The sequence below is a fragment of the Flagellimonas sp. ABD4_174 genome (assembly GCF_056160185.1).
Window position 1 is genome coordinate 2,541,682 of the sequence record NZ_JBSWWP010000001.1, and the last position, 21,229, is coordinate 2,562,910.

Annotated in this window: 18 protein-coding genes; 6 read left to right on the top strand and 12 right to left on the bottom strand. The window is 40.9% G+C overall.

The features are described 5' to 3' along the window. Positions 1 to 125 precede the first annotated feature (125 nt). Both ACXAFK_RS11250 and ACXAFK_RS11255 read right to left on the bottom strand, forming a co-directional pair. On the bottom strand, positions 126 to 1,064 hold the full coding sequence (locus tag ACXAFK_RS11250; protein WP_474957822.1) for a FecR family protein: 939 nt from the start codon (positions 1,062 to 1,064) through the stop codon (positions 126 to 128). Between the two features lie 144 nt (positions 1,065 to 1,208). Next, positions 1,209 to 2,660: a calcineurin-like phosphoesterase C-terminal domain-containing protein gene (locus ACXAFK_RS11255; protein WP_474957823.1), complete on the bottom strand. Its 1,452-nt coding sequence runs from the start codon at positions 2,658 to 2,660 to the stop codon at positions 1,209 to 1,211. Between the two features lie 233 nt (positions 2,661 to 2,893). Here ACXAFK_RS11255 and ACXAFK_RS11260 point away from each other — a divergent pair, with 233 nt between their 5' ends. Continuing rightward, positions 2,894 to 3,262 (top strand): DUF2200 domain-containing protein, encoded by a 369-nt coding sequence (locus ACXAFK_RS11260; RefSeq protein ID WP_474957824.1) that lies wholly within the window; start codon positions 2,894 to 2,896, stop codon positions 3,260 to 3,262. Positions 3,263 to 3,337: 75 nt separating this feature from the next. Here ACXAFK_RS11260 and ACXAFK_RS11265 read toward each other — a convergent pair whose 3' ends face one another. The 4 genes from ACXAFK_RS11265 to ACXAFK_RS11280 all read right to left on the bottom strand — a co-directional run bounded on the left by ACXAFK_RS11265 (position 3,338) and on the right by ACXAFK_RS11280 (position 8,778). Then, positions 3,338 to 4,279, bottom strand: a complete 942-nt coding sequence (locus ACXAFK_RS11265; protein WP_474957825.1) for an L-histidine N(alpha)-methyltransferase — start codon at positions 4,277 to 4,279, stop codon at positions 3,338 to 3,340. Between the two features lies 1 nt (position 4,280). After that, positions 4,281 to 5,435: an ergothioneine biosynthesis protein EgtB gene (gene egtB, locus ACXAFK_RS11270; RefSeq protein WP_474957826.1), complete on the bottom strand. Its 1,155-nt coding sequence runs from the start codon at positions 5,433 to 5,435 to the stop codon at positions 4,281 to 4,283. 60 nt (positions 5,436 to 5,495) lie between these two features. Then, entirely contained in the window at positions 5,496 to 6,884 is a 1,389-nt protein-coding gene (locus ACXAFK_RS11275) for an FAD-containing oxidoreductase (RefSeq protein ID WP_474957827.1), read from the bottom strand. A 640-nt stretch (positions 6,885 to 7,524) separates the two neighbouring features. Next, a complete protein-coding gene (locus tag ACXAFK_RS11280; protein ID WP_474957828.1) occupies positions 7,525 to 8,778 on the bottom strand; it encodes a spondin domain-containing protein in 1,254 nt (417 codons plus the stop codon). A 265-nt stretch (positions 8,779 to 9,043) separates the two neighbouring features. On the opposite strand from ACXAFK_RS11280, the gene ACXAFK_RS11285 reads away from it, so the two are divergent. From ACXAFK_RS11285 to ACXAFK_RS11300, 4 genes are all read left to right on the top strand, one after another. Beyond that, positions 9,044 to 9,799, top strand: coding sequence for a DUF547 domain-containing protein (locus tag ACXAFK_RS11285; RefSeq protein WP_474957829.1), 756 nt, complete (start codon positions 9,044 to 9,046; stop codon positions 9,797 to 9,799). 11 nt (positions 9,800 to 9,810) lie between these two features. Next, positions 9,811 to 10,524 (top strand): TIGR04283 family arsenosugar biosynthesis glycosyltransferase, encoded by a 714-nt coding sequence (locus tag ACXAFK_RS11290; RefSeq protein WP_474957830.1) that lies wholly within the window; start codon positions 9,811 to 9,813, stop codon positions 10,522 to 10,524. Between the two features lie 96 nt (positions 10,525 to 10,620). Next, complete coding sequence (locus ACXAFK_RS11295; protein ID WP_474957831.1) at positions 10,621 to 11,388, top strand: alpha/beta hydrolase family protein; 768 nt, start codon at positions 10,621 to 10,623, stop codon at positions 11,386 to 11,388. 9 nt (positions 11,389 to 11,397) lie between these two features. After that, positions 11,398 to 11,772, top strand: coding sequence for a GTPase (locus ACXAFK_RS11300; RefSeq protein ID WP_252079462.1), 375 nt, complete (start codon positions 11,398 to 11,400; stop codon positions 11,770 to 11,772). Between the two features lie 95 nt (positions 11,773 to 11,867). Here the strand turns inward: ACXAFK_RS11300 and ACXAFK_RS11305 are convergent, their stop codons facing one another. The 6 genes from ACXAFK_RS11305 to ACXAFK_RS11330 form a co-directional block, all read right to left on the bottom strand. After that, complete coding sequence (locus ACXAFK_RS11305; RefSeq protein ID WP_474957832.1) at positions 11,868 to 12,851, bottom strand: phosphotransferase; 984 nt, start codon at positions 12,849 to 12,851, stop codon at positions 11,868 to 11,870. A 20-nt stretch (positions 12,852 to 12,871) separates the two neighbouring features. Continuing rightward, a complete protein-coding gene (locus tag ACXAFK_RS11310) occupies positions 12,872 to 13,933 on the bottom strand; it encodes a nucleoside hydrolase (protein WP_474957833.1) in 1,062 nt (353 codons plus the stop codon). A 20-nt stretch (positions 13,934 to 13,953) separates the two neighbouring features. Next, positions 13,954 to 15,396 carry a SusD/RagB family nutrient-binding outer membrane lipoprotein gene (locus ACXAFK_RS11315; RefSeq protein ID WP_474957834.1) on the bottom strand — a complete coding sequence of 481 codons (1,443 nt, stop codon included), beginning with the start codon at positions 15,394 to 15,396 and terminating at the stop codon, positions 13,954 to 13,956. Between the two features lie 9 nt (positions 15,397 to 15,405). Beyond that, complete coding sequence (locus tag ACXAFK_RS11320; protein WP_474957835.1) at positions 15,406 to 18,657, bottom strand: SusC/RagA family TonB-linked outer membrane protein; 3,252 nt, start codon at positions 18,655 to 18,657, stop codon at positions 15,406 to 15,408. A 65-nt stretch (positions 18,658 to 18,722) separates the two neighbouring features. Next, entirely contained in the window at positions 18,723 to 19,439 is a 717-nt protein-coding gene (locus ACXAFK_RS11325) for a TIGR04282 family arsenosugar biosynthesis glycosyltransferase (RefSeq protein ID WP_474957836.1), read from the bottom strand. A 278-nt stretch (positions 19,440 to 19,717) separates the two neighbouring features. After that, a complete protein-coding gene (locus ACXAFK_RS11330) occupies positions 19,718 to 20,590 on the bottom strand; it encodes a helix-turn-helix domain-containing protein (protein ID WP_252079457.1) in 873 nt (290 codons plus the stop codon). A gap of 92 nt (positions 20,591 to 20,682) precedes the next feature. Between ACXAFK_RS11330 and ACXAFK_RS11335 the strand changes: the two genes are divergently transcribed. Continuing rightward, the gene (locus tag ACXAFK_RS11335; protein ID WP_474957837.1) at positions 20,683 to 21,033 is read left to right on the top strand and encodes a DUF983 domain-containing protein; all 351 of its coding nucleotides are present in this window, start codon (positions 20,683 to 20,685) and stop codon (positions 21,031 to 21,033) included. Positions 21,034 to 21,229: the final 196 nt, after the last annotated feature.

The following is a 21,229-nucleotide window of genomic DNA, read 5'->3' on the forward strand; positions in this document are numbered from 1 at the left end:
ATAGTAATTTTGGTTTCATTATTTCATACTATGTATTTAGTGAATATGTAGTTTTTATCGAGCCTTTTCTGTTGGCGCAGGAGAGGCTTTTTTTAATTTTGGCTTTAGTTCATTGGCACAATGGTTTATTTATGGTTTTGCTTTTTATAGGTGATTTTTGTTCCAGTGAGCAATTCCAAACTATGGAGTGTCTCATCTAGTTTTGGGTCTATAAACTTACCTGTTATCGTCTGTTGTGTTACTTCTCCATTTGACTCGATCTGAAGTTCCACATTGAACCAGCGCTCCACTATCTTCTGCGCTTCTTGCAAAGAATGATCTTTCAATTTCAAAATATTCTTCATCCAAGAAGTATCATTATCCGTCTTTTGGGTCAAGACACTATATATTCCGGTCTTGTTATGGTACAACAATTGTTCATCGGGTTTTAAAATTGCCAATGTTCCGTCCTTACCATCAACTTGTACAGACCCTGTTTTAAGGCTTACCTTAATTTTTTCGCTTGTGTTATAGGCATTTATATTGAATGTAGTTCCCAGTACTTTTGTTGTTAGACCAGCTGCAGAAACTAGGAAAGGTTGATCCGGATTGTGTTCTATTTGAAAAAATGCCTCTCCTTTTAGGGTAACCTGTCTTATGTCGGTATCAAAAAAGCTTGGAAAAGAAATACTGCTCCCGGCATTTAAGGTAACTGTGGAACTATCTGGCAAAACCACCTCTTTTCTTTCACCAAATCCGGTAGCTATAGTGATGACCTCAGCGCGATCAAATTTAAACTCGTTCAACAAAGTGGCTCCCAACGCAATAATCAACGCCAATGATGCGGCAATTCGAACAAAATTTAGGTTCGTTCTTTTTTGTCCGCTAGTTTTTTCAACTTTTCCAAGATGAACCAATAGCTGCTGAAAAATGGTCCTTCTCACCTCTTGTTTCTTTCTAGGGGTTAGCACCTTTTTTTCGTAATGGCGGTAATGTGATTCAAGCTCATTTTTTTCGCCTGTACTAAGGTCACCGTTCAAATGCTTATCGACTAGCTCGTGAAACCGCTTCTGATGATCCATCATATTTGTTTTTCGGTCTTTTGGGGAAAGTCAAAAAAAAAGACCTTTACACGTATGGTGAAAGGTCGTTCTGTGTGGTTGTTAACGATTATTTCATACCGGGTTTATTTGCTTAACAATGAACTAACATTTTAAGTTGTCGGTCCTTTACATATCCTCGCTTTTTATGGTTTGGATATAAGTATTACCGAAGTTGTCCGTTACCTCAATTGTGATCTTATCCAGATTTTCGCCAGGTTCAAAAAAGAACATATGATCACTTTTTGCTGGTTCTACCCATGGTCTTCTTTCTGGCAAGAGCTTACCAAGGTGCAATTCTATGCTCATTGGGTCGGTAGCATCAACTTTATGGATATGGGATTTACGATCTCCGTTTTCGTACCAGCAAGTCTTCCAGTCAGGGTTCCAGTTCCATATATTTAGGGCACAGGAGTTTGGGAACTCGGGATGACTCCCTCTTTTATAAAACCTGAATTGATGATCCATCGATTCGCCTACCGATTTGTATTTCCAAGTTACCTCGCTTCCGCGCATTTGATATACTCCATATCCATTGGGTGTTCCATCACTGCAAATAGGTCCGCTCCACCAAGCACCGCACACGGCCCCATGCACATGTTCAAATCGATTTGAATCGGGATAATTGGTATTTCGATGGGTATGCCCAGAAAGTATATGTACCTTAAAAGGTGCCAAAAGTTCGTACAAGTGTTCTTTGTTCTTTACTCCAGAGGCAACGGGTATATGTGTACACACGACTACCGTACTGCCCTTTTCTATATGGCCAAGGTCCTGTTCCAACCAAATCAACTGGTTTTCCGTTATATACCCTATGTACTCCTTATTATTACCTGTAAAGAAAACATCATCCAAAACCACGTAGTGGATCTCCCCGCGGTTAAACGAATAGTAGGTTGGCCCAAAAAGCCTGTTAAAGGTACTTGTTGATAGTTCATCGCTCCGGACACCTAAATCCATGTCATGATTTCCAACGACTTGAAAAAATGGAACCCCCATCTGCATAACGGCATTATTGTAATCCTTAAAAAGATCTAACCTATCGAACACCAAATCCCCGCACCCTACACCAATTGTATTGGGATCATTTAGGCTTTTAATGGTATCCACTATATCTGGAGTGGATATTTCCAAAAGTTGTGCGGCCTCATACTCGTTCTGGATCTGGGGATCCGCCAAAAGTAGCAGACTATGTTTATCATCACTCTGCCCAAGAGGTTTAAGCTGGAACAAGACCTCCATTTTATGGTTTGCAGGATCAATTGGAAAAAAATAGGAAGCCGATCCATTGCTCAACTGATCTATTTCGTAACCCGCGGGCATACTTAAAAACACAAATGGTTGATGGGTTGTGCTCAAAAACTCAAAATACCCGTTCTTATTGGTCAAACCTGTAGTATTTCCGTCCGACACTACCACATTTCCAATGCCTTTCCCGTTAGTTGCCACCCTGCCTTTTATGCGGATCGGATTTTTACGTTCAATAATCGGACTCCATCCAAAAGCAGGGTACAATCCCAATAACGAAACGGCTCCTGCTGTCCATCCAAGCTTTTTTACAAATGATCTACGGTTTTCCATGATTTGTTGTTTTTAGGTTACTAGTAATGAGTCAAAATTTTAAGGAAGAACACGTAATTCCAACTCCATAAAAGTGCCAATAATAGTAATTGTTAATTTTTATTTAACCTTGGGATCGGAACAAGACCCTTTGCATGCTCGCAAATTCTTGACTACTTTACAGATAAAATCCAAAATATACCGGATTTCACATTCAACTCTTTTAGAGAAGGTAAACCTAAAATCAATGAAAAATGAAAGTCACAGAAAAACAAAATGAGCGTATTGCAAATATGACATTTGCCTCGGTCTACCCGCATTACCTATCCAAGGTAGAAAAAATAGGCAGGACCAAGGATGAGCTAATTACGGTAATTGAATGGTTAACAGGATTCAATGAAGAAAAATTACAGAAATTAATAGATGATAAAACCACCTTCGAAATTTTTTTTAAAGAGGCAAAATTGCATCCAAATGCCGGATTGATCAAAGGAGTTATATGTGGATATCGAATAGAAGAAATAGAGTTTACCTTAACCAGGCAGGTACGAATTTTGGATAAATTGGTAGATGAATTGGCAAAGGGTCGTAAAATGGAAAAAATCTTACGTAAAGTAGATTAGCCTAAAAAATCATTGAACCCACCATATATCTCTATCAGATAGTACAGAATACTATCAAAAAAAGATACCAAGAGCTCAAATACATGGCCGAAACAAAACAAAAGTGTATCCTTTATCCGTATCGAAATACGTTTGTTCAATATTCATTTCGGACTCTTCGGCTACCTCTTCAATATCGCTCAAAAAGAACTTTTTGGAAATTTCGGTATGAATCGCTTCAAAGAGGTCAAAAGAAACTGTGAATCCTTGTGAAAACTCAACAATTTGCTTTTTTAAGCTTACTATTTGACTGGATGCCACGCCCGTAAGTGGGTCATAATATGGGTAATGATCAAATTGTCCAAGGTTGAAGTTTGCTCCCAACTCCCTGTTCATCCTTTCCAGTAAGTTAAGGTTGAATTGTTTGGTTATGCCCTTACTATCATCATAAGCGGCCATAATTTTTCGAGGATGTTTTACCAGGTCGAATGCCACCAAAAAATAATCGGTATCCTTTAGTTTGGATTTAACAAAGGTAAAAAGCTCGGAGATGTCACTGCCGGTGTAGTTGCCAATATTGGCCCCTAAAAACATGACAAGTCTTCCATCTTGCGTAGCTGGTATGGTTTTGTAGGTATCAAAATAATCACCGGCCACACCTTTGTATTTTATTGGCTCTGTTTCACTTTTTATTTCTTTTTCGTTTATGGCCAGGACATTGTCGGAAATATCCATGGCCACATACTCGAGCGAGTTAAAATGCGGCTTAAAATGTTTGATCAAGTGCTTGGTCTTGGTGCCATCTCCCGCTCCCAGCTCCACAATTTGCAAACGGGAGTGGACCAATGCAATATCGCGGGCCATTTGGGCACTTTGGTTTTCAATGATCTGCATTTCGCTACGAGGAAGGTAATACTCCTCCAAATTCATTATTTTTTGATAAAGGGCATCTCCCTTTGCATCATAAAAATACCGTGAAGAAAGTGCTTTGGGCGACTTGCGCAGACCTTCTTTTACATGGTCGAAAAAATCGGACATTCTAATTTTGGTTTTTTACAAGTCGGATCCCAGAAAAGGCCCATCTGCTGGATGCAGGGAAAAAATTACGGTATGTATTTCTTAGGTGGTCATGTGTTGTGGCAACGGATGCTCCCCGTAATATCATTTGGTTTAGCATAAATTTTCCATTGTATTCGCCTATTGCACCCTTGGCCTGGGTAAAGCCCGGGTATGGCAAATGTGCCGAATTGGTCCATTCCCAAAGTTGGCCCCATTCAATCTGTTGTGAAGCAACCTCCCACTCAAATTCGGTTGGTAAGCGCATCCCTTTCCAATTGGCATATGCATATGCTTCGTACATGGATATGTGGGAGACGGGCAATTCTACATTTATTTTGTCCAGTCCGTTGAATTGATATTCGTACCAATCACCGTTTTTATGATGCCAGTGCAGAGGGCTATCGATACCATTATTTTGGATGTAATGCCAACCTTCATCGTGCCAAAGATTGAAGTTTTTGTAACCTCCATCTTCCATAAATTCCAAAAACTCCCCCTTGGTCACCAACTTGTTGCTCATCTGAAAATCTTGGATAAAAACTTTATGGGACGGCCGTTCGTTATCAAAACAAAACGTGTTGCCCTGATGCCCGATTTCATATAATCCTTCCGAAAAGGAAAGCCATTTCTGTTCATGGGACTCTTCTTTAAGACCAAAATAATCTCCTATCGCTGGAAATGTGGGCTGAGTGCCTAAAATATACTTGATATCGTATGCCAATAATTCTTGATGCTGCTGTTCGTGATTGATTCCAATTTCGATCAACTGTAACACCTCAATATCGGGCTTGCTATCCAACAGCTCCTGAATGGCACTTGTTACATATTTTCTATACTCATAGATGACCGAAACACTCGGACGGGTCATAAAGCCCCGCTCGTGCCTAAGGGTCCTTTCACCCAAATTATTATAGTAACTATTGAACAAAAAGGCAAAGTCAGGGTGAAATACCTTATAGCTTTGGTCAAAATTTACCAATACAAACTGTTCAAAAAACCATGTGGTATGGGCCAAATGCCATTTTGGAGGTGATACATCCACTATGGGCTGTACTACATAATCTTCTGTTTGTAAGGGACTGCATATGGTTTCAGTTTTCTCTCGGGTCTTTAAAAACTGTTCGGTAAGGTTCATTCTGTGCTATATTTTTCTGATCGATTAAAACTGGACGGTTTTCCTATTTGTTAATTTGCTTTACAATTTAGTCAAAGATTCCAGCATTGTTGGTATCAATTCTGAAACAGTTGGGTGAGGTTGTACAGAATCCCGTATTACCTCATAACTCTTATCGGCATACATAATGTTAATAATTCCGCTGATTATTTCATCTCCGCCCACTCCCAATATAGTGGCGCCCAATATTTTTTTTGTGTTGGCGTCCACCACCAAACTCATATAGCCTTCGGTTTCACCTTTTTCCTTGGCGCGTGCTATCTTACTGAACGGTCGATGCCCAATCAGAACATCTAATCCTTTTTCTTCAGCTTCTTTCTTTGTTATCCCGACTCTACCCAAGGGTGGGTCCACAAAGAGGCCATAGGTTAAAATTCTATCGGATACTTTACGATTTTTATCTTCGAACTTGTTCTCAACGATAATTTCGTAATCATTGTATGCGGTGTGCGTAAAAGCGCCTTTTCCATTGCAGTCGCCCAAAGCATATATCCCTTGGATGTTGGTTTCCAAATGATCGTTGACCTCTATGAATCCTCTTTCGTTGGTTTTTACACCGGTTTTATCGAGTTGTAAGTTTGCGGTATTGGGCCTTCTGCCAACGGCCAGTAAGAGATGGCTGCCTTTAATTTCGATGGCTCCTTCTTTAGAACAATTAATTTTGGCAACAATTCCACCGTTCTCATCTTTTTGGGCGGCAATACATTCTGCCCCTAATCTAAAGTCTACGCCTTCTTTCTCCATAATACGTTGGATTGTTTGACTGGTCTCCGGGTCTTCCCTCCCTATTATGGCGCTGCCCCGTTCAATTATTGTGACGTTAGCACCCAATCGGGCGAACATTTGACCAAATTCCAGGCCTATATAACTACCTCCAATTACCACTAAATGTTCTGGGATTTCCTCGAGCTCCAAAATACTTTGATTGGTAAGGTAAGGAACATCCTCATAGCCTTCTGGTATAAATGCACTCCCACCAACATTAATGTAAATCTCTTCGGCCGTTAAAAGTTCGTTGTTTACGGCAACCACTTTATGGTCCTCGAAATAAGCTTCGCCTTTAAAAAAACTAATATTTTTATTGTTCTTCACTCCTTGGGCAATACCATCTACCGATTTTTTTATCAGAGCGTCCTTTCGCGCTTTAATTTTGCCCAGATTGGCTTTTGCTCCAGTCGGGATTTCAATACCGAGTTCGTCGCCATGCTTCGCCTCCCACATGCGCCGAGCACTGGCCACATAAGTTTTGGTGGGCGTACAGCCAACATTTAAACAGGTCCCGCCAAAATGCTCCCGTTCTATAAAAGCAATTTTTTGCCCTTGAGAAGCTAGCTTGAAAACCAACGGGGTTCCCGCCTGTCCGGATCCGATAACGATAGCGTCAAAATTCTTGATTTCTTTCGTGTGCATATTTCGTTTTTAAGTTGTGTTGTTTTCTGACCATTTGGCAATGGATCATTCTTCTATGATTTTAAGTCGTTCTTTTCCCCGATAATTAACCTTTATCTTTTTTTAATGGCTACCTTTCTCATATTCAATAAAGAATCTTTCTGATTTTCAGCCATTACAAAAACAACATTGCCCCTATCAATTCTTCCTTGGGTATGCTACGATTTATCCAAAACTCACGAATTAAAATCTTTGCTTCGAACAAGCCCCTACTACACACTTACTAATCTTTGCGATTGTAAAACAAGATCGAAATAACAATAAAGCCCAACCCGGTTAGTCCTGGAGCTGGTATAGCTGCTTTGTATGAGATAAAAATCATGGCCAGGGATATGAGCAACAATAAAACGAGCAATATATTTTTCATGGTGTATATAGATATTGATGTATTGATTGATTTGACAAGTAAGGGGAAACAATTGACCTTTCCCTATTTGAAAAAGGCAAGTACATTAGAACGGGCCTTCGCTTTCAAAATACAAGATACTGGTTTAAAATTGGAACAAGGTTTGGTATATCTTTCTTTCGGTTGTGTATTAAAAAAAAGGCCATTTCTTTTTACAAAATGGCCCTTCGTAACAACAATCACTATTATGAACTTTTAGTTAGCTGTAATTGTAACCCTGATCATCTGGTCGATTGTGGGGACATGGGCACCGACCGTTTGTTCTATTGCAATGGTTCCATTTTCTTCTTCACCTGTATTCGCAGCAACTTGACGGGTAGGTTGATTGTTTCCAGCACCGGCATATTCATCTACCTCTGTACCGGCATCAACTAGTTCCAATCTATCGGTAATATCTCCGCTAGTGGGAATTCCGTTATTAAACAAGTTAATTTCATTGGCGCCGATCAACCAATCATTGGATTGTACCAACATGGTTGCAAATGATAAAACATCCCCCTCACTTGCTGTAAACTCGAAAGAATAGGATTCTCCCGGAAAAATTGGTCCAGGCCCAGATTTTCCGACAGGTGTATTAAAAATATTGTCAAAACCTGATGGATTCCCATCTTCAGCCATTGCCTCCAAAGCTTCCGAAGCACTACCTCCAATACTATAAACAGCTCCATTTACGCTATAGGCACCTGGTGCAAAAGGTGATACAAATCCACTTTCCGAAGTAAACTGAGTATCCAAAATCGAATTATCACCGTCTTCCGCTATACGCTCCAATCCTTCAGATGATTCAATCCCAGCTGTAAACAATGGGGTTTGTTCCGGGCCACTAACTACCCAAACTCCCGGTGCCAATGGAGTTGCAAAACTTGCAACGTTAGAAACATTTTCTATGGTCATTGTGAACTCTGTTCCCCCATCATGAGTTAAGGTTACCTTTATTACCTCAGCCACTTCCGGATATACAAAACCATCATTCACTTCGGAAATGAGCTTAACTGTACCGTTTTCATCGTCTCCAGTATTTGGCCCTGCTTGCCTTGGAGCCTGATTCACCCCGACTCCTGGCTCCTCATTGACCTCAGTACCAGCGTCCCATAGACTTATATAGGAGGTAACATCTCCAGTCAAAGCCTCACCATTTTCGTTATAAAGGGGAACTCCTGCTTCATCAAAGCCATAAAATAGGTCATTGGATTGAACAAACATGGTAGCAAAATTTAAATAATGCCCTTTACCTGCATTAAAGGTGTAGGATTCTGTATTCCCTGGGGCTATAAATCCAGTAGTTCCGTTCACAAAATATTGCTTGGTTTCAAATGTGTTTTCAATCGTGACCACAAAATTTCCTGAAGGTATCTCTGGGGAAGCATTACCATTATCATCATTACTGCAACTTGAAAGGCCTATTAATGCGGTCAAGACCAAACTTCTTAAAATAAAACTTGTTTTCATTTATTCTTTAATTTTTTATTATTTGGTCATCGGACCATTATTTTGATATGAAAACTTGTCGTCCATTGTTTTTGTGCCTTACGATAAACTTTTGTTAAAACCCAAAACAGGAAAATACCAACAATGGGTTTAACTGACGCTATAAACTGTTTTTATCACTTGTTAAAAATGGAAAACCATTATTTATTAAATTTTAATCCAATACGGTATGTTAGGACGGTCCTTTTAAACCGACTATGCTCACCCAATAAAATGTATTCCACCCATGAAGTATTTGCTGTTATTCACCATTCTGATCCAAACCATCACCTTGGTTGCGACCCCGACAAAAGACCACGGTAAACTTATACCATACGAGACCAACAAGCTCCAAAACCCCGACTACCCAGACCATACGCTTTGGCAGTTCTTATTGCAACAGTATGTAGACGATACAGGGCAAGTTGACTATAGCGGGCTCTTAAAAGAAAAGCACGTTTTGGAATCCTATGTAAACATCCTGAAAGAAAAACAACCCTCCGGAAATTGGAGCAGAAATGCAAAACTGTCCTATTACATTAACCTGTACAATTCCTATACGGTTTTATTGATTTTGGATAATTATCCCACCAGCAGTATCAAAAGAATCAACCAACCATGGGACCAAAAATTAATCCCACTAGGGGGTAATATGATCTCTTTGGGAGACCTTGAGCACAAGATCCTTCGAAAAATGGATGAACCTAGGATTCATTTTGCGATAAATTGTGCGTCGGCTTCGTGCCCAAAACTATTGAACGAGGTCTACCTGCCCGAAACCCTGGACGAACAGTTGGAACGCGCCACTTACGAATTCATTGAATCTGATAGAAATCAAATTGAAAAAGACCATTTAGAACTCTCTAAAATATTTAAGTGGTACAAGAACGATTTCTTGGACGGTGACATACGAGCTTACATAAATACCTACACCAATGTAAAAATTGCCGAGGATGCCAAAGTAAGCTATTTGGAATACGACTGGAACCTGAACGGTAGGTAACAAAACTTGTTATGATCAGTATTATTATTCCGGTTCTCAACGAATCCAAGGGAATCCGCAAATTGATCGACCATCTTAATGCCAATGCGTTTGGCTATGTAGGGGAGATTATTGTTGTCGATGGTGGAAGCAGTGATGACATTGGAGTGCAACTGACCGGATACTCGAATATCCGATATGTACAATCCAAAAAAGGGAGGGCCAGGCAGATGAATGCCGGTGCAAATATTGCCAAGAGAGACATTCTCTACTTTTTACATGCTGATAGTTTCCCCCCAAAATATTATGACCGGGCAATTTATGAGGTACTCCTTGTAAACAAAAACATCAGGGCCGGTTGTTTTAGGCTTCAATTTGATAGCGATCACTGGTGGCTAAAACTCATGGGGTGGGCAACTGCGGTCAATCATATATCTTGTAGAGGAGGTGATCAGTCCCTTTTTATGGACCATGACCTATTTTATACCCTGAACGGCTTTAATGAGGATTATGAAGTTTATGAGGATATTGAGCTCATAAAAAGAATCTACAAAAATACCCGGTTCAAAGTGGTCAACGAACCCATTGTTACTTCAGCGAGACACTACAACAACATAGGGGTTTGGAAGCTTCAATGGCTACATTTGCGGATTTATGCAAAAAGATGGTTCGGTGCAGATGCCAAAGAGTTAAACTTTTTTTACAACAAGAGCCTTAAATATCTTAAAAGCGGAAGCCGTGAATAAGACCGCAGCCCAACTAGTATACTTCTTTAAAGTGGTTTAATTAGCTGTTCCGACCCATTATGGAAGGAATTTCGAATTCATCCGACCATTACATACATGAAACTGGAAAAGATATCATTTAAAAATAGGCAAGGCCATACATTATCGGCAAAATTGGAGTTACCGTTAACTTCGCCCATATTGGGTTATGCCTTGTTTGCCCATTGCTTTACCTGTAACAAAAACCTTACTGCCGTCAGGAATATCAGTAAGGCTTTGACCAAAAGTGGTATTGCTGTTGTTCGGTTCGATTTTACCGGTCTGGGTGATAGCGAAGGTGAATTTGAAAACACCAATTTCTCTTCTAACGTAGAGGATCTTGAGGATATGGCCGCCCATATACGTGAACATTACGAGTACCCTTCCATGCTTATTGGGCATTCTTTAGGGGGTGCTGCCGCTATTTTTGCGGCCGCCCGTTTACCTCAACTAAAAGCGGTGATCACCATTGGAGCTCCTTCGCAGCCGGAACATGTATCCCATTTGTTAAGGGATAACATAGATCAAATTCTTATGGATGGTGAAGCGTTGGTATCTATTGGAGGTCGAGATTTTAAGGTTAAAAAGCAATTTTTGGAGGACATTAAAAATAAAAATATGGTCCCGATCCTCCAAAGTATGAAAAAGCCTTTATTGGTAATGCACTCACCGCAGGACATTACCGTGTCCATCGAAAATGCCGCTAAAATCTATCAATCCGCAAAGCATCCCAAAAGTTTTGTCTCTTTGGATGGTGCAGACCATTTACTCTCCAACAAGGAAGACTCGCTTTATGCTGGCAAAATTATCGCAGCATGGTCCCATAGGTATCTATCCCAAAATTAATCGAGCATCATGAAAAACTTTGATCAAGAAATCATTTTTATTTACAATGCCAAATCGGATGTTTTTAGTGTGGTAAGTGATTTTGCCCACAAGATATTTTCTCCATCCACCTATCCATGTTCGTTGTGCCAATTGACCCATGGTCATGTGGGAGTCAATAAAAAGTGGGCCTCATTTTTGGAAACAATTCCATATAATAAGAGGTTTTTACATAAGGACGAAGCTCTAGAGGTCAATATTGACCTCCTGAACAAACCGTTGCCCATTATTTTGGTAAAGAAGAACACTGGAGAACTATATACACTTTTAAATGCATCGGAATTGGGACAGTTAACTTCGGTAGATGATCTTATCGAAAGGATAAAACATCTTCTAAACAAGTAGTCGAAGTACTCCAAAAATGTTTTGGTACATTAAGAGATACTCTTCTTTCAATGTACAATCCTAAATCATTGGTGGCGGTTAGGCTCCTCAATATATCAAACCAAAAGATCCTTAGCCTCTTGTAAGAGTTCGATGCGCTCCGTGAGACCTATCGACAAAGGCAGTTGCGCCAATCCCAATATACGCCTAAGTATCTCTGTAGCCATAAATTGAAAACAGAGCTCCTTTTGCAGTGGCGCCCTGTCCATGTAACTTTCAAGAGCTTTGTTAAAAATTATTTGTGGCTGTGCGGCCAATTTTAAGTGTGCCAAGGTTACCCCGATCTCAAACTCGGGTTCACCAAAAAAACAGAATTCCGGATCAATGATCCGAACACCTGCACTTGTTTTTAACCAGCTACCGGGAAAATAATCCCCGTGCAGCAATACACTGCCATCCTTTAAATAGCGCTCTCCCAATTGCTCCACCTTCTTTAATAAGGGCACATCCTCTTTAAAGCTGTTGCCAATTTCATTTAACCCGGGAAGTATATCATCCAAATTCAACCCATTATTTTTAAGAAATGGGTAAATAAAAATGTGTTCATGGTTAAGTTTGCGCATTTTACGATTGGGAAGTGATCTGCCAGTTTTGCCTAAATGGACACTGGTATGAAGTTCGGCCACAAATCCAATTATTTCTTGCAATTCAACCTCATCCAAACTACTTGCTTCCTCGTACAGAAATGAATAATCCACACCCTCGCCCAAATCCTGTAATTTCAGAACATAATTGTTCACATCGACCCCAAGGAGTGCCGGCATCTGCCGTTTAAGTAAATTATGGTCGGCCACTAAGTTGTAGAACTCGGACTCCCTCATTGCTCTATCCACAGGTGCCGAAACCTGTGGATACTTTTCTACATAATCGCGGCTTTGTTTTAGGATAAAGCTGCCTTGATCCGTCCTTACCCTAAGTGTAAAGTTCATATTCCCTTCTCCGGGGACTTCCACTGCGGTAATATGTTCATTTGTCCCCAACCATTTTTGTCCATGGAGGTACTCTTCCAGCTCTTTTATATTCTTGGTGATCTTAATCATTTAAAATGCTGCTTTTACACTTAATTTTCATAGGTTTTCAGGAGGCTTTCCATCAATTTTTGATGGTATCCGGGAACAACATCGTAGCAGTAAAGAATCGGATATCCCTCTTCTTTATCACATAAAAGATATTGTTTAAAGTGCTGGTTGCCCTTTTGTTCCCTCATATCATTTTTATGGATTTCCAATCGTGCCACAAGGGGTTCCATAACCAAATCTTCCGGCGCAATAAGATAATGACTGGCCAGCACATCGAACGGATTAAAACCCACATCTCCAGCATCTACCCACTGTTGCAACCATGGTCTTGATTTTTCGGAGAGCCAATTATTTCCGGGGGTCCCGTTTTTCAAATTATCTAAATCCTTGGCCGTTAACCAAACTTTATTAGAAATTTCAAATGGGCATAGAACCACTTTTACCCCACTCTGAAAAAGGATACGGAAAGCATCATTATCTAGGTCGAAATTAAGATCGGGAGCGTGGCGAACCGGATTTCCAATTTCAAAATAAGAAGTAGGGGTCCTACGTCCAGCGACCAGGACAACTTCTTGAATCCTTGGTGCCAGTTCTGGGTACTTTAGCAACAACAAGCCCACATTGGTTGCTGGCCCAATGGCCAATATGGTCAATGGCTCCCTACGCAAGGCTTCTGCCAGGGATTCTACCGCGTTGTTCGTTCTTATATCCTGCAAATCCAATTTTTCGCCCGCACCCTTGTACACGGGAATGGGATATGGTGAAAATTCACTTACCATTTCCTTGCTAAGTCTAAATGCATCATCGATCTTGGTATTGCCAAACACAGCACTGATACCCACGACATGAATATGGTCTGCTTTGAATAATTGTAGTACGGCATAACCATCGTCCACATCGCTATACCCATCTCTATGATGCCTTTTCATTCCCACTGCTAGATCGGTATCGACCCAAACCCTTTTTTTTGTGATGGACTCCCCACCCCTTGTATAAGGCTCGGTGATATTGGCCTTGCCCCGGGTAACATTGGCCGCTACTGACAAGGTTGCACTAATTGTGATTATAAATATTAGTATTGGTAATTTATTAACTCTCTTCATTTTTAATTGTTTTGTTCAGTTTACAATTCCCACCAACTCTTTATATTGATGTTATCCCCTCCCAACCTAGATACGGCCTGTTCATAGTTCTCCCTGTTGGCTGCTTGTTCCGATTCGGGATACAGATAACGTGATGGGTATCTATCGTCGTTAAAGTTGTCCATTCCCGGTCTGAGCTCCGGTATTCCGGTACGACGGATATTGAACCATGCCTCGTGCCCTACCATAAATAGACTCAACCACTTTTGGGTAAGGATTTTTTCCAGATTCTCGTCCATACTCCCATTGAGCGCAATAACCTCCCTAGTGAAATAATCTCCCGGCATTTCTGCATTGTAATATTCAAAATGTGCCCTAATACCGTTTTCGTAGAAGGTTTGGGCATTTCCGGTGATAAATCCCCTTTCCGTAGCTTCGGCCAGGGCAAACTGCACTTCTGAATACAACATGAACTGTGCATCCACTCCATCGGGAACCACCCGAAACCTATCGGACATATTGGACACATCGTTCAGTACAATTCCCATTTCACTAATTGTCTGGGTACTTAGTCCGTTGGGCATTCCCTTGTACTCCGGTGTACCGTTGTGAAGACTCTCTTGAGTAGGGTTAAAGAATACACCTATTCTGGGATCGTCCCATTCTTTTAATATCCGTTCCACCGTCTCACTCATTTTTAGACCTTGATAAATACCTGTAGATGCACTGAACAAGGGAAACTGGTTTGGGGCGGAGCTCAGATAGGGCAGTATTGCATTATCGGCATTCGATTCCATAAGTTTATTGCCATTGGCCAATTGTTGCAGTCTGTCAAAATCCGAGGTTCTCTTGCTTACTCGGAGATAGTACCGCACTTGGAGTGAATTAGCGAACCGCACCCATTTATTCAGATCATTATTGAACATGATATCCCCACGGATACTTTCGGTGGTATTTTCAAGTTTGACCGCAGCTTTTTCCAGTCGGGCAAGAATTCCGTTCTCCGGGTCTATATAAATATGCTCTTGTGTATCATATTCAGGTGTAAAGTTTGCCTCCGAAAAACGTATGGCATCGGTGTACGGGACATCTCCCCAAATATCGGTGAGTTGTGAAAATAGGTAACTGCGAAGAATTTCGCACACCCCATCATAGGCATCATTATACCCTGGCAAGGTTTTCATTGATTCCAAATCGGCCAAAAGGCCATAGATCAAATTCCAATATCCGCTATTGCTGCCCAGTTCATATCTATCTATGCGTTCAAACTCAATATCTGCATTAAACTGTGCCAAATAGTTATTGAGTCTTAGACCTTGATTGTAGGTATGCTCATTGCTGAAATCGGCAATTACATTGGTCAGCAAAAACTCCGGGCTTACCTCTTGCGGCTCGTTCGGGTTCTCGTTTATGGAATCAAAATCCGTTGTACAACTGATAATGGACAAGCAGATACAGATTAAAATCTGAGATATATTTTTCATAGTTTCTTCTTAAAAATTGGTCTTTAGGCTTACACCAAAACTTCTGGTGGATGGATAAGAAAAATCCTCAACGCCGTACACAATATTGCGCTCTTGGAGCGCATTGAGCTCTGGGTCGAAATGCGGATTTTCGGTAAACAATAATAAATTGCTGCCAATAAGGCCAAGCTTTAAGTTTTCCACTCCCAAGGATTTTGTCATTTTCCGGGGAAAGGTATAGTAGATACTGAGCTGCCTTAATTTAACATAAGAGGCATCGTACAGGGCACTGGCCTCATTCCCTCTATCGTAAAATGCATTGTTGAACCTACTTGCCGCTACTGCTGTAGTATTGGGGACATATTGGGGGCTGTCCACCGTCCCAATATTGACCACACCATTTCCCACTACGCCATTACCATCTACAAACTGCGTGCTTTCCGATCCCCCTTCGCGGCCCAACAGGGTTTCCTGCAATACCCCGGAGGTACTCCCCAATGCCTTGGTTCGGGACACGATGGTGCCTCCTTGCCGCCAATCGAACAAAATGGTAAAGTCAAAATTTTTATAAGAAAAGTTGTTATTGAAGCCCAAGGTAAAATCTGGATTATAATTGCCCAGTTTGCGCAAATTGGCATCCTGAACGGGCAATCCATTGCTATCGTAAAGATCTTGCCCATCTATCTGTACAAACCCCGTACCGTACATATCGCCTACGCGTCCGCCTTCTCTGGCTATGTAGAATACGGTATTGGAACCTCCGCTACCGCTAAAAACACTTGCTGTAGCCGTTACAAATTGATCTACCCCATCTGGCAGTTCCGTAACCACACTCCTAAAAGTGCTAAAGTTTACCGATGTGTTCCAGGTAAAACTGTTTGTTTTTACCGGAGAAGCGCTCAGCATCAACTCGAGCCCGCGCGTGCGTATCTCCCCACCGTTCTCATTAAAACTATTAAAACCTGTCGCATTGGAAATGGGCCTTGAGATGATCTGATCCTTACTGATATTTTGATAGGCAGAACCCTCAAATTGTATTCTTCCATTTAAGAACCATGTTTCGAGGCCTAGTTCATAGGCATCCAAACGTTCCGGTTTTAAATTGGTGTTTTTTAGCACGGTTCTGTTCGTTACCCTAAAATTGGGGCCATAATTCCCATTTAGCCGAAAGGTCTGCGTATTTTGAAATGGATCGGTATCGTTACCTACCGATGCCGCACTAAACCTAAATTTTAGATACGTAATGTCTTTGGGCAGCTCAAATGCATTGGAGGCAATAAAGCTCAATCCGGCGGAATAGTAACCAAAGGAATTATTACCTGTGGGCAGGGTACTGCTCCAATCGTTCCTAAAAGTGAAATCGGCATATAACTGGTTCCGATAGGCAAAATTGGCCGTACCATAAATACTGTTAATTCTTTTGTCGAGCTTTTCGCTATTTCCCAATAAAGGGGCCCTGGAATTGGCCAAGGTATATATTTCCGGAATTGCCAATTGTGATGCTTCGGCGAAGGAATAGTTGATTTTTTGATCTAGGCGATTGGCTCCAGCGGTTAGAACATAATTCCAATTTTCGTTAAAACTATTGGTATAGGTAAACAAAAAATCGGTGTTCAATTCTGTAAAACGGACATTGTCCTTTCGAAAAGATCCAAATGGGTTAGCATTGGTGCTTACCGCACGACGGAACTCCCTGTCATCATTATAGGTATCCAAACCACCCCGTACCTTTAACGATAGGTGCTCCGAAAAATCGTAGGTTGCGGACACATTGCCCAGAACCCGATTCTTAGTGAAACTATTGGTGTTCTCGAAGAGGGTAAGATAGGGGTTGGTCAGCCATAAATAATTAATATCAAAATGTTGCCTACCCGTCTGTCCCGCTTGCCAATAATCCCTAAGAGATTCAATATTGGTCTGTCGACCTGTCCAATTAAACCCATAAAGTACATTCTCATATCCGTACCCTAAATTGGGTCTATTGCCACTTCGTGTATTAATGTAGTTTACAAAAGTGCTCAGTTTAAGCCTATCGCTCAAAAATTGATTAACACTCAATGCAATACCGTCTCTTTTTAGATCCGTATTCGGCAAAATGCCTTCATTTCGCAAATTACTGTAGGATACGCGCGTACTTCCCTTATCGGTGGTGTTGCTAATGGCAATATTATTTTGATAGGTTATTCCGGTTTCAAAAAAGTTGCGGACATTATCCGGTCTGTCCACCCATGGTGTTGGGGTAATGGGTGTAAAGGAACCGTCTGGCAATGTTCGAGAAATCACGTCGCCTGCGCGAACGGGATTCCCGTTGATGTCCACCGAAGGGCTATCGAACTGTGGTATCAGTAGCCCTGCATCCAATCTTGGGCCATAACTGCTGATTCCGCCGTCACCAACTCCGGCACCCGTACCATTTTGAAAAGCATAGGCCCCATTAGATCCCAATCCATATACATTTTGATAATCCGGTAAGGTAAGCAAAGTTTCTATGGTAAAATTGCTATTTATGCTTACTCCAAAGCCTTTGGCCCTATTGCCCCGTTTTGTAGTGATCAAGACCACCCCATTTGCAGCTCTTGCCCCATAGAGCGCAGCGGAGCCAGCTCCTTTTAAAACAGAAATGGATTCAATGTCGTCCGGACTAAATTCGGAACTTCCGTTACCAAAATCGACCTCTTGCAAGGCACCATTATTTACAAGGTCGCTTGTGATTTGTTCGTTGCTTATCGGTACACCATCCACCACGAAAAGGGGCTGATTGCTTCCACTCAACGAGTTTTCCCCTCGTATTATGATCCTAGAGGATGAGCCCACACCACTGGAACCATTGGTAATCTGTACCCCAGCAACTTGCCCTGCCAAACTATTGACCAGATTGGTCTGCGGAACCGTAACCAACTTATCCGAACTTACTGTGGATACGGCAGATACCAAGGCACGTTTGTCCTTCTCGATTCCCAACGCGGTCACTACGACTTCGTCCAGTTGTTCTTGGGAGGGTTCCATAATGAGCGTAAGTGGCAGGGTCCCGTCCTCCACTAGAACTGTCAATGGCCTGTATCCTATGGAAGAAATTTGTAGCGTAAATTTTTTGGATGAGGTTGTCAACTCAAAGTAGCCATCTTCGTCGGTAGATGTATAGTTTTGAGTCCCTTCTTCATAAACCGCGGCATAGGGAATGGGCAATTGATTGTCATCCAGCACTCTGGAGCTGTACGTGCTTTCTTGTGCAAACAAGGCAAACACATAGCATTGCAATACTGCAATCAGTATTGGTCTCATATGTTTATGGTTAAATTAATTGATGATGTTATGCAGTAGCTCTACCTACTGTCCGTTATATTCTGCTAAAAAGAATTGAAAACGGGCGGTGCCCTTAACCCTATATTTGAAAGATGTATTGCCAATGGAACTGCTTCAAGAGTTCGTTTCCATTTGCGATTGAGCGATGCTATCAGTAATTTGAATAACTTGCTCAGTAAAGAGGTAGGATTAGATTTTGCATAGTCCTCCAAATCTTTCCGGGAATCAATATCGGAAAGCTCCCTTAAAATTTCAACATCTATTTTATGAGTGTCGATATAATCCTTTAGACTGTCCAACAAAAAGGAAGTTTGCCAACGGAAGTTCAGAAATGTTCCGTGGTGAAATATTTCCTTGTTCAGACCAATCAAATAAACACCTCCATCTTTGGATGGACCCAGTACCATTTTGTTTGATTCCAACTTATGCACGGCATCTTGTAAAAGTTGGGTGGTCAAATCCGGACTATCGTTCCCAATGGAGATTACATTATCGTAACCGGCATCAAACAGTTTTTGAAAAGCATTTGTAAAACGGCTTGAAAAATTATCGCCTATTTGTTCGTGCTCATCTACCCAATAAAAATCGACACCACATTGCGTAGCCAAATTTCTCGTGTTGGCGATCAATAAATTGAATAAGGCTTCCTGTTCTTCCGGCCTATGACCATCACCAATGGGCTTCCTCCCTACTTCCTTTTTAGCGGATAAGGAAAATACAAGCAGCGCTGTATTGTTCGGGTCCATTTTCTTGTTGATCATTTCTTGGAGTTATATGCCGTCCATTCAGTATTGTTCGTGGAACATGGTATAGGTCGACAACAATTTGCAATACTTACCCAAAATCTTAAAAAAGACCTAAATACAGTATTCCGTTAGTGCCTCAAAATCCAGAAATCACCTCTGCATCAGCACCTTATATTAGTTACATCAAACCAAAAAAATAGGTGTTAAATACAATTTACGCTAGGGTTTTGTCCTTTGTAGCCCGTTTAAGCAAGGGGGGCGACCATCAAAAGATTGTGGTTAATTCAAATAAATTATTTGTAGGACTCCTGGAAAGCCTTAGGCGTAATTCCTGTTCTGGCTTTAAAATATTTTGAAAAATAGGCATAATCGGAAAATTCCAGCGCATAGGCTACATCTGCCAAATTATGTTTGGAGTGTACAATTAACCGTTTGGCTTCCAGTACTACCCTTTCGGAAATAAGTTCTGTAGTTGTTTTGTTCACGGTTTGCTTTACCACTCTGTTGAGGTGCTTTGTGGTAATGTTCAATTGCTCAGCATAAAATTTAGGTAGCTTTTCCTCTTTAAAATTTTTATCGATCAAAATTTCCAAACGATCCAATAATGCCGTGCTTTGTGTATAGTTAATATGATCCAAATCTATTTGGGAGGCATATATCCGAGAAAGTTGGATATAGATATCATTTATCAAGCCTAGGATTTTAATCTCCCGCATCATTCTATTATCACGATATTCGGCAATTGCCTCCTGAAATTTCATTTGCAACACCGGTATTTCACTTGTTGGAACTTTAAGCATTGGGGGATTCTGTTGCGAACCGTAAAATGGAAAAATGGAAAGGGAGTGTCCTAGGAACCTTAGATTATAAAAGGCTTGTGAATGAAAAAAAATGATTCCCTCCGGTTTGGTATCGAATTTCCAATAATGGGTCTGCCCCGGTTTTAAAAAGAATACCCTTCCGGGACCAATCCGGTAGGTCTTAAAATCGACCTCATGGGTACCGGTACCCTCCAAAAAAAGAACGCACAAGTAAAAATCATGGCTATGTGGTTTATCGATAAGGCATCGGTTAAACTCCAAATGACGAGAAAAGGAATTAACATACACCTCGTTCATCCGTTTTGATTCTCGGAAATTTTGAATATTTAAAACCGGTATTTTCATAACTATGTCCGAATAGTACAAATATATGGGAATATGCCACACACAGGAACGTATCCTAAAGTCGCAATTTTGTTGAATCAATTAAAGTTGCGATGAAAAAAGTAGAAAATATATTCCAATGCAAATGTCCCAAATGTAATACTGGAGATATTTTTCAGCATCCTAAATCAAGATTTCCTTTTAGGATTCCAAAAATGCACGAAAGATGCCCTCATTGCAATTATAAATTTGAAAGGGAAACAGGATTCTTCTTTGGGGCCATGTTCGTAAGTTATGCCCTTGCAGCTGCCGAAATGATCGCTTGTCTGGTTATTTTCTGGTATTTGGCCGGTTTTTCCCCTCTCAGCGTATTCTTTATTATCGCTATTGTAGCCGCAGTTTTAAGCTCGCTCAACTTTAAACTTTCCAGGTCTATTTGGATTTACTTGTTTTATCGGGACTAGATTGTCTCAGAACAAAGTAGACCTTGCTGCGGTTCGTCTTTTGACTTCTGTTACGACCAAACATTAAAGAAAAGTCAATTTCTTTTAAGAAGAAGTAATCCAATTTTGCGATTGGGCAGTCACAAGCCCTTGGGTTAAGATATATGCTTGGCCTTTGCAGTATTATTAAAAAACTTACCCCTAGTAAATGTAATAT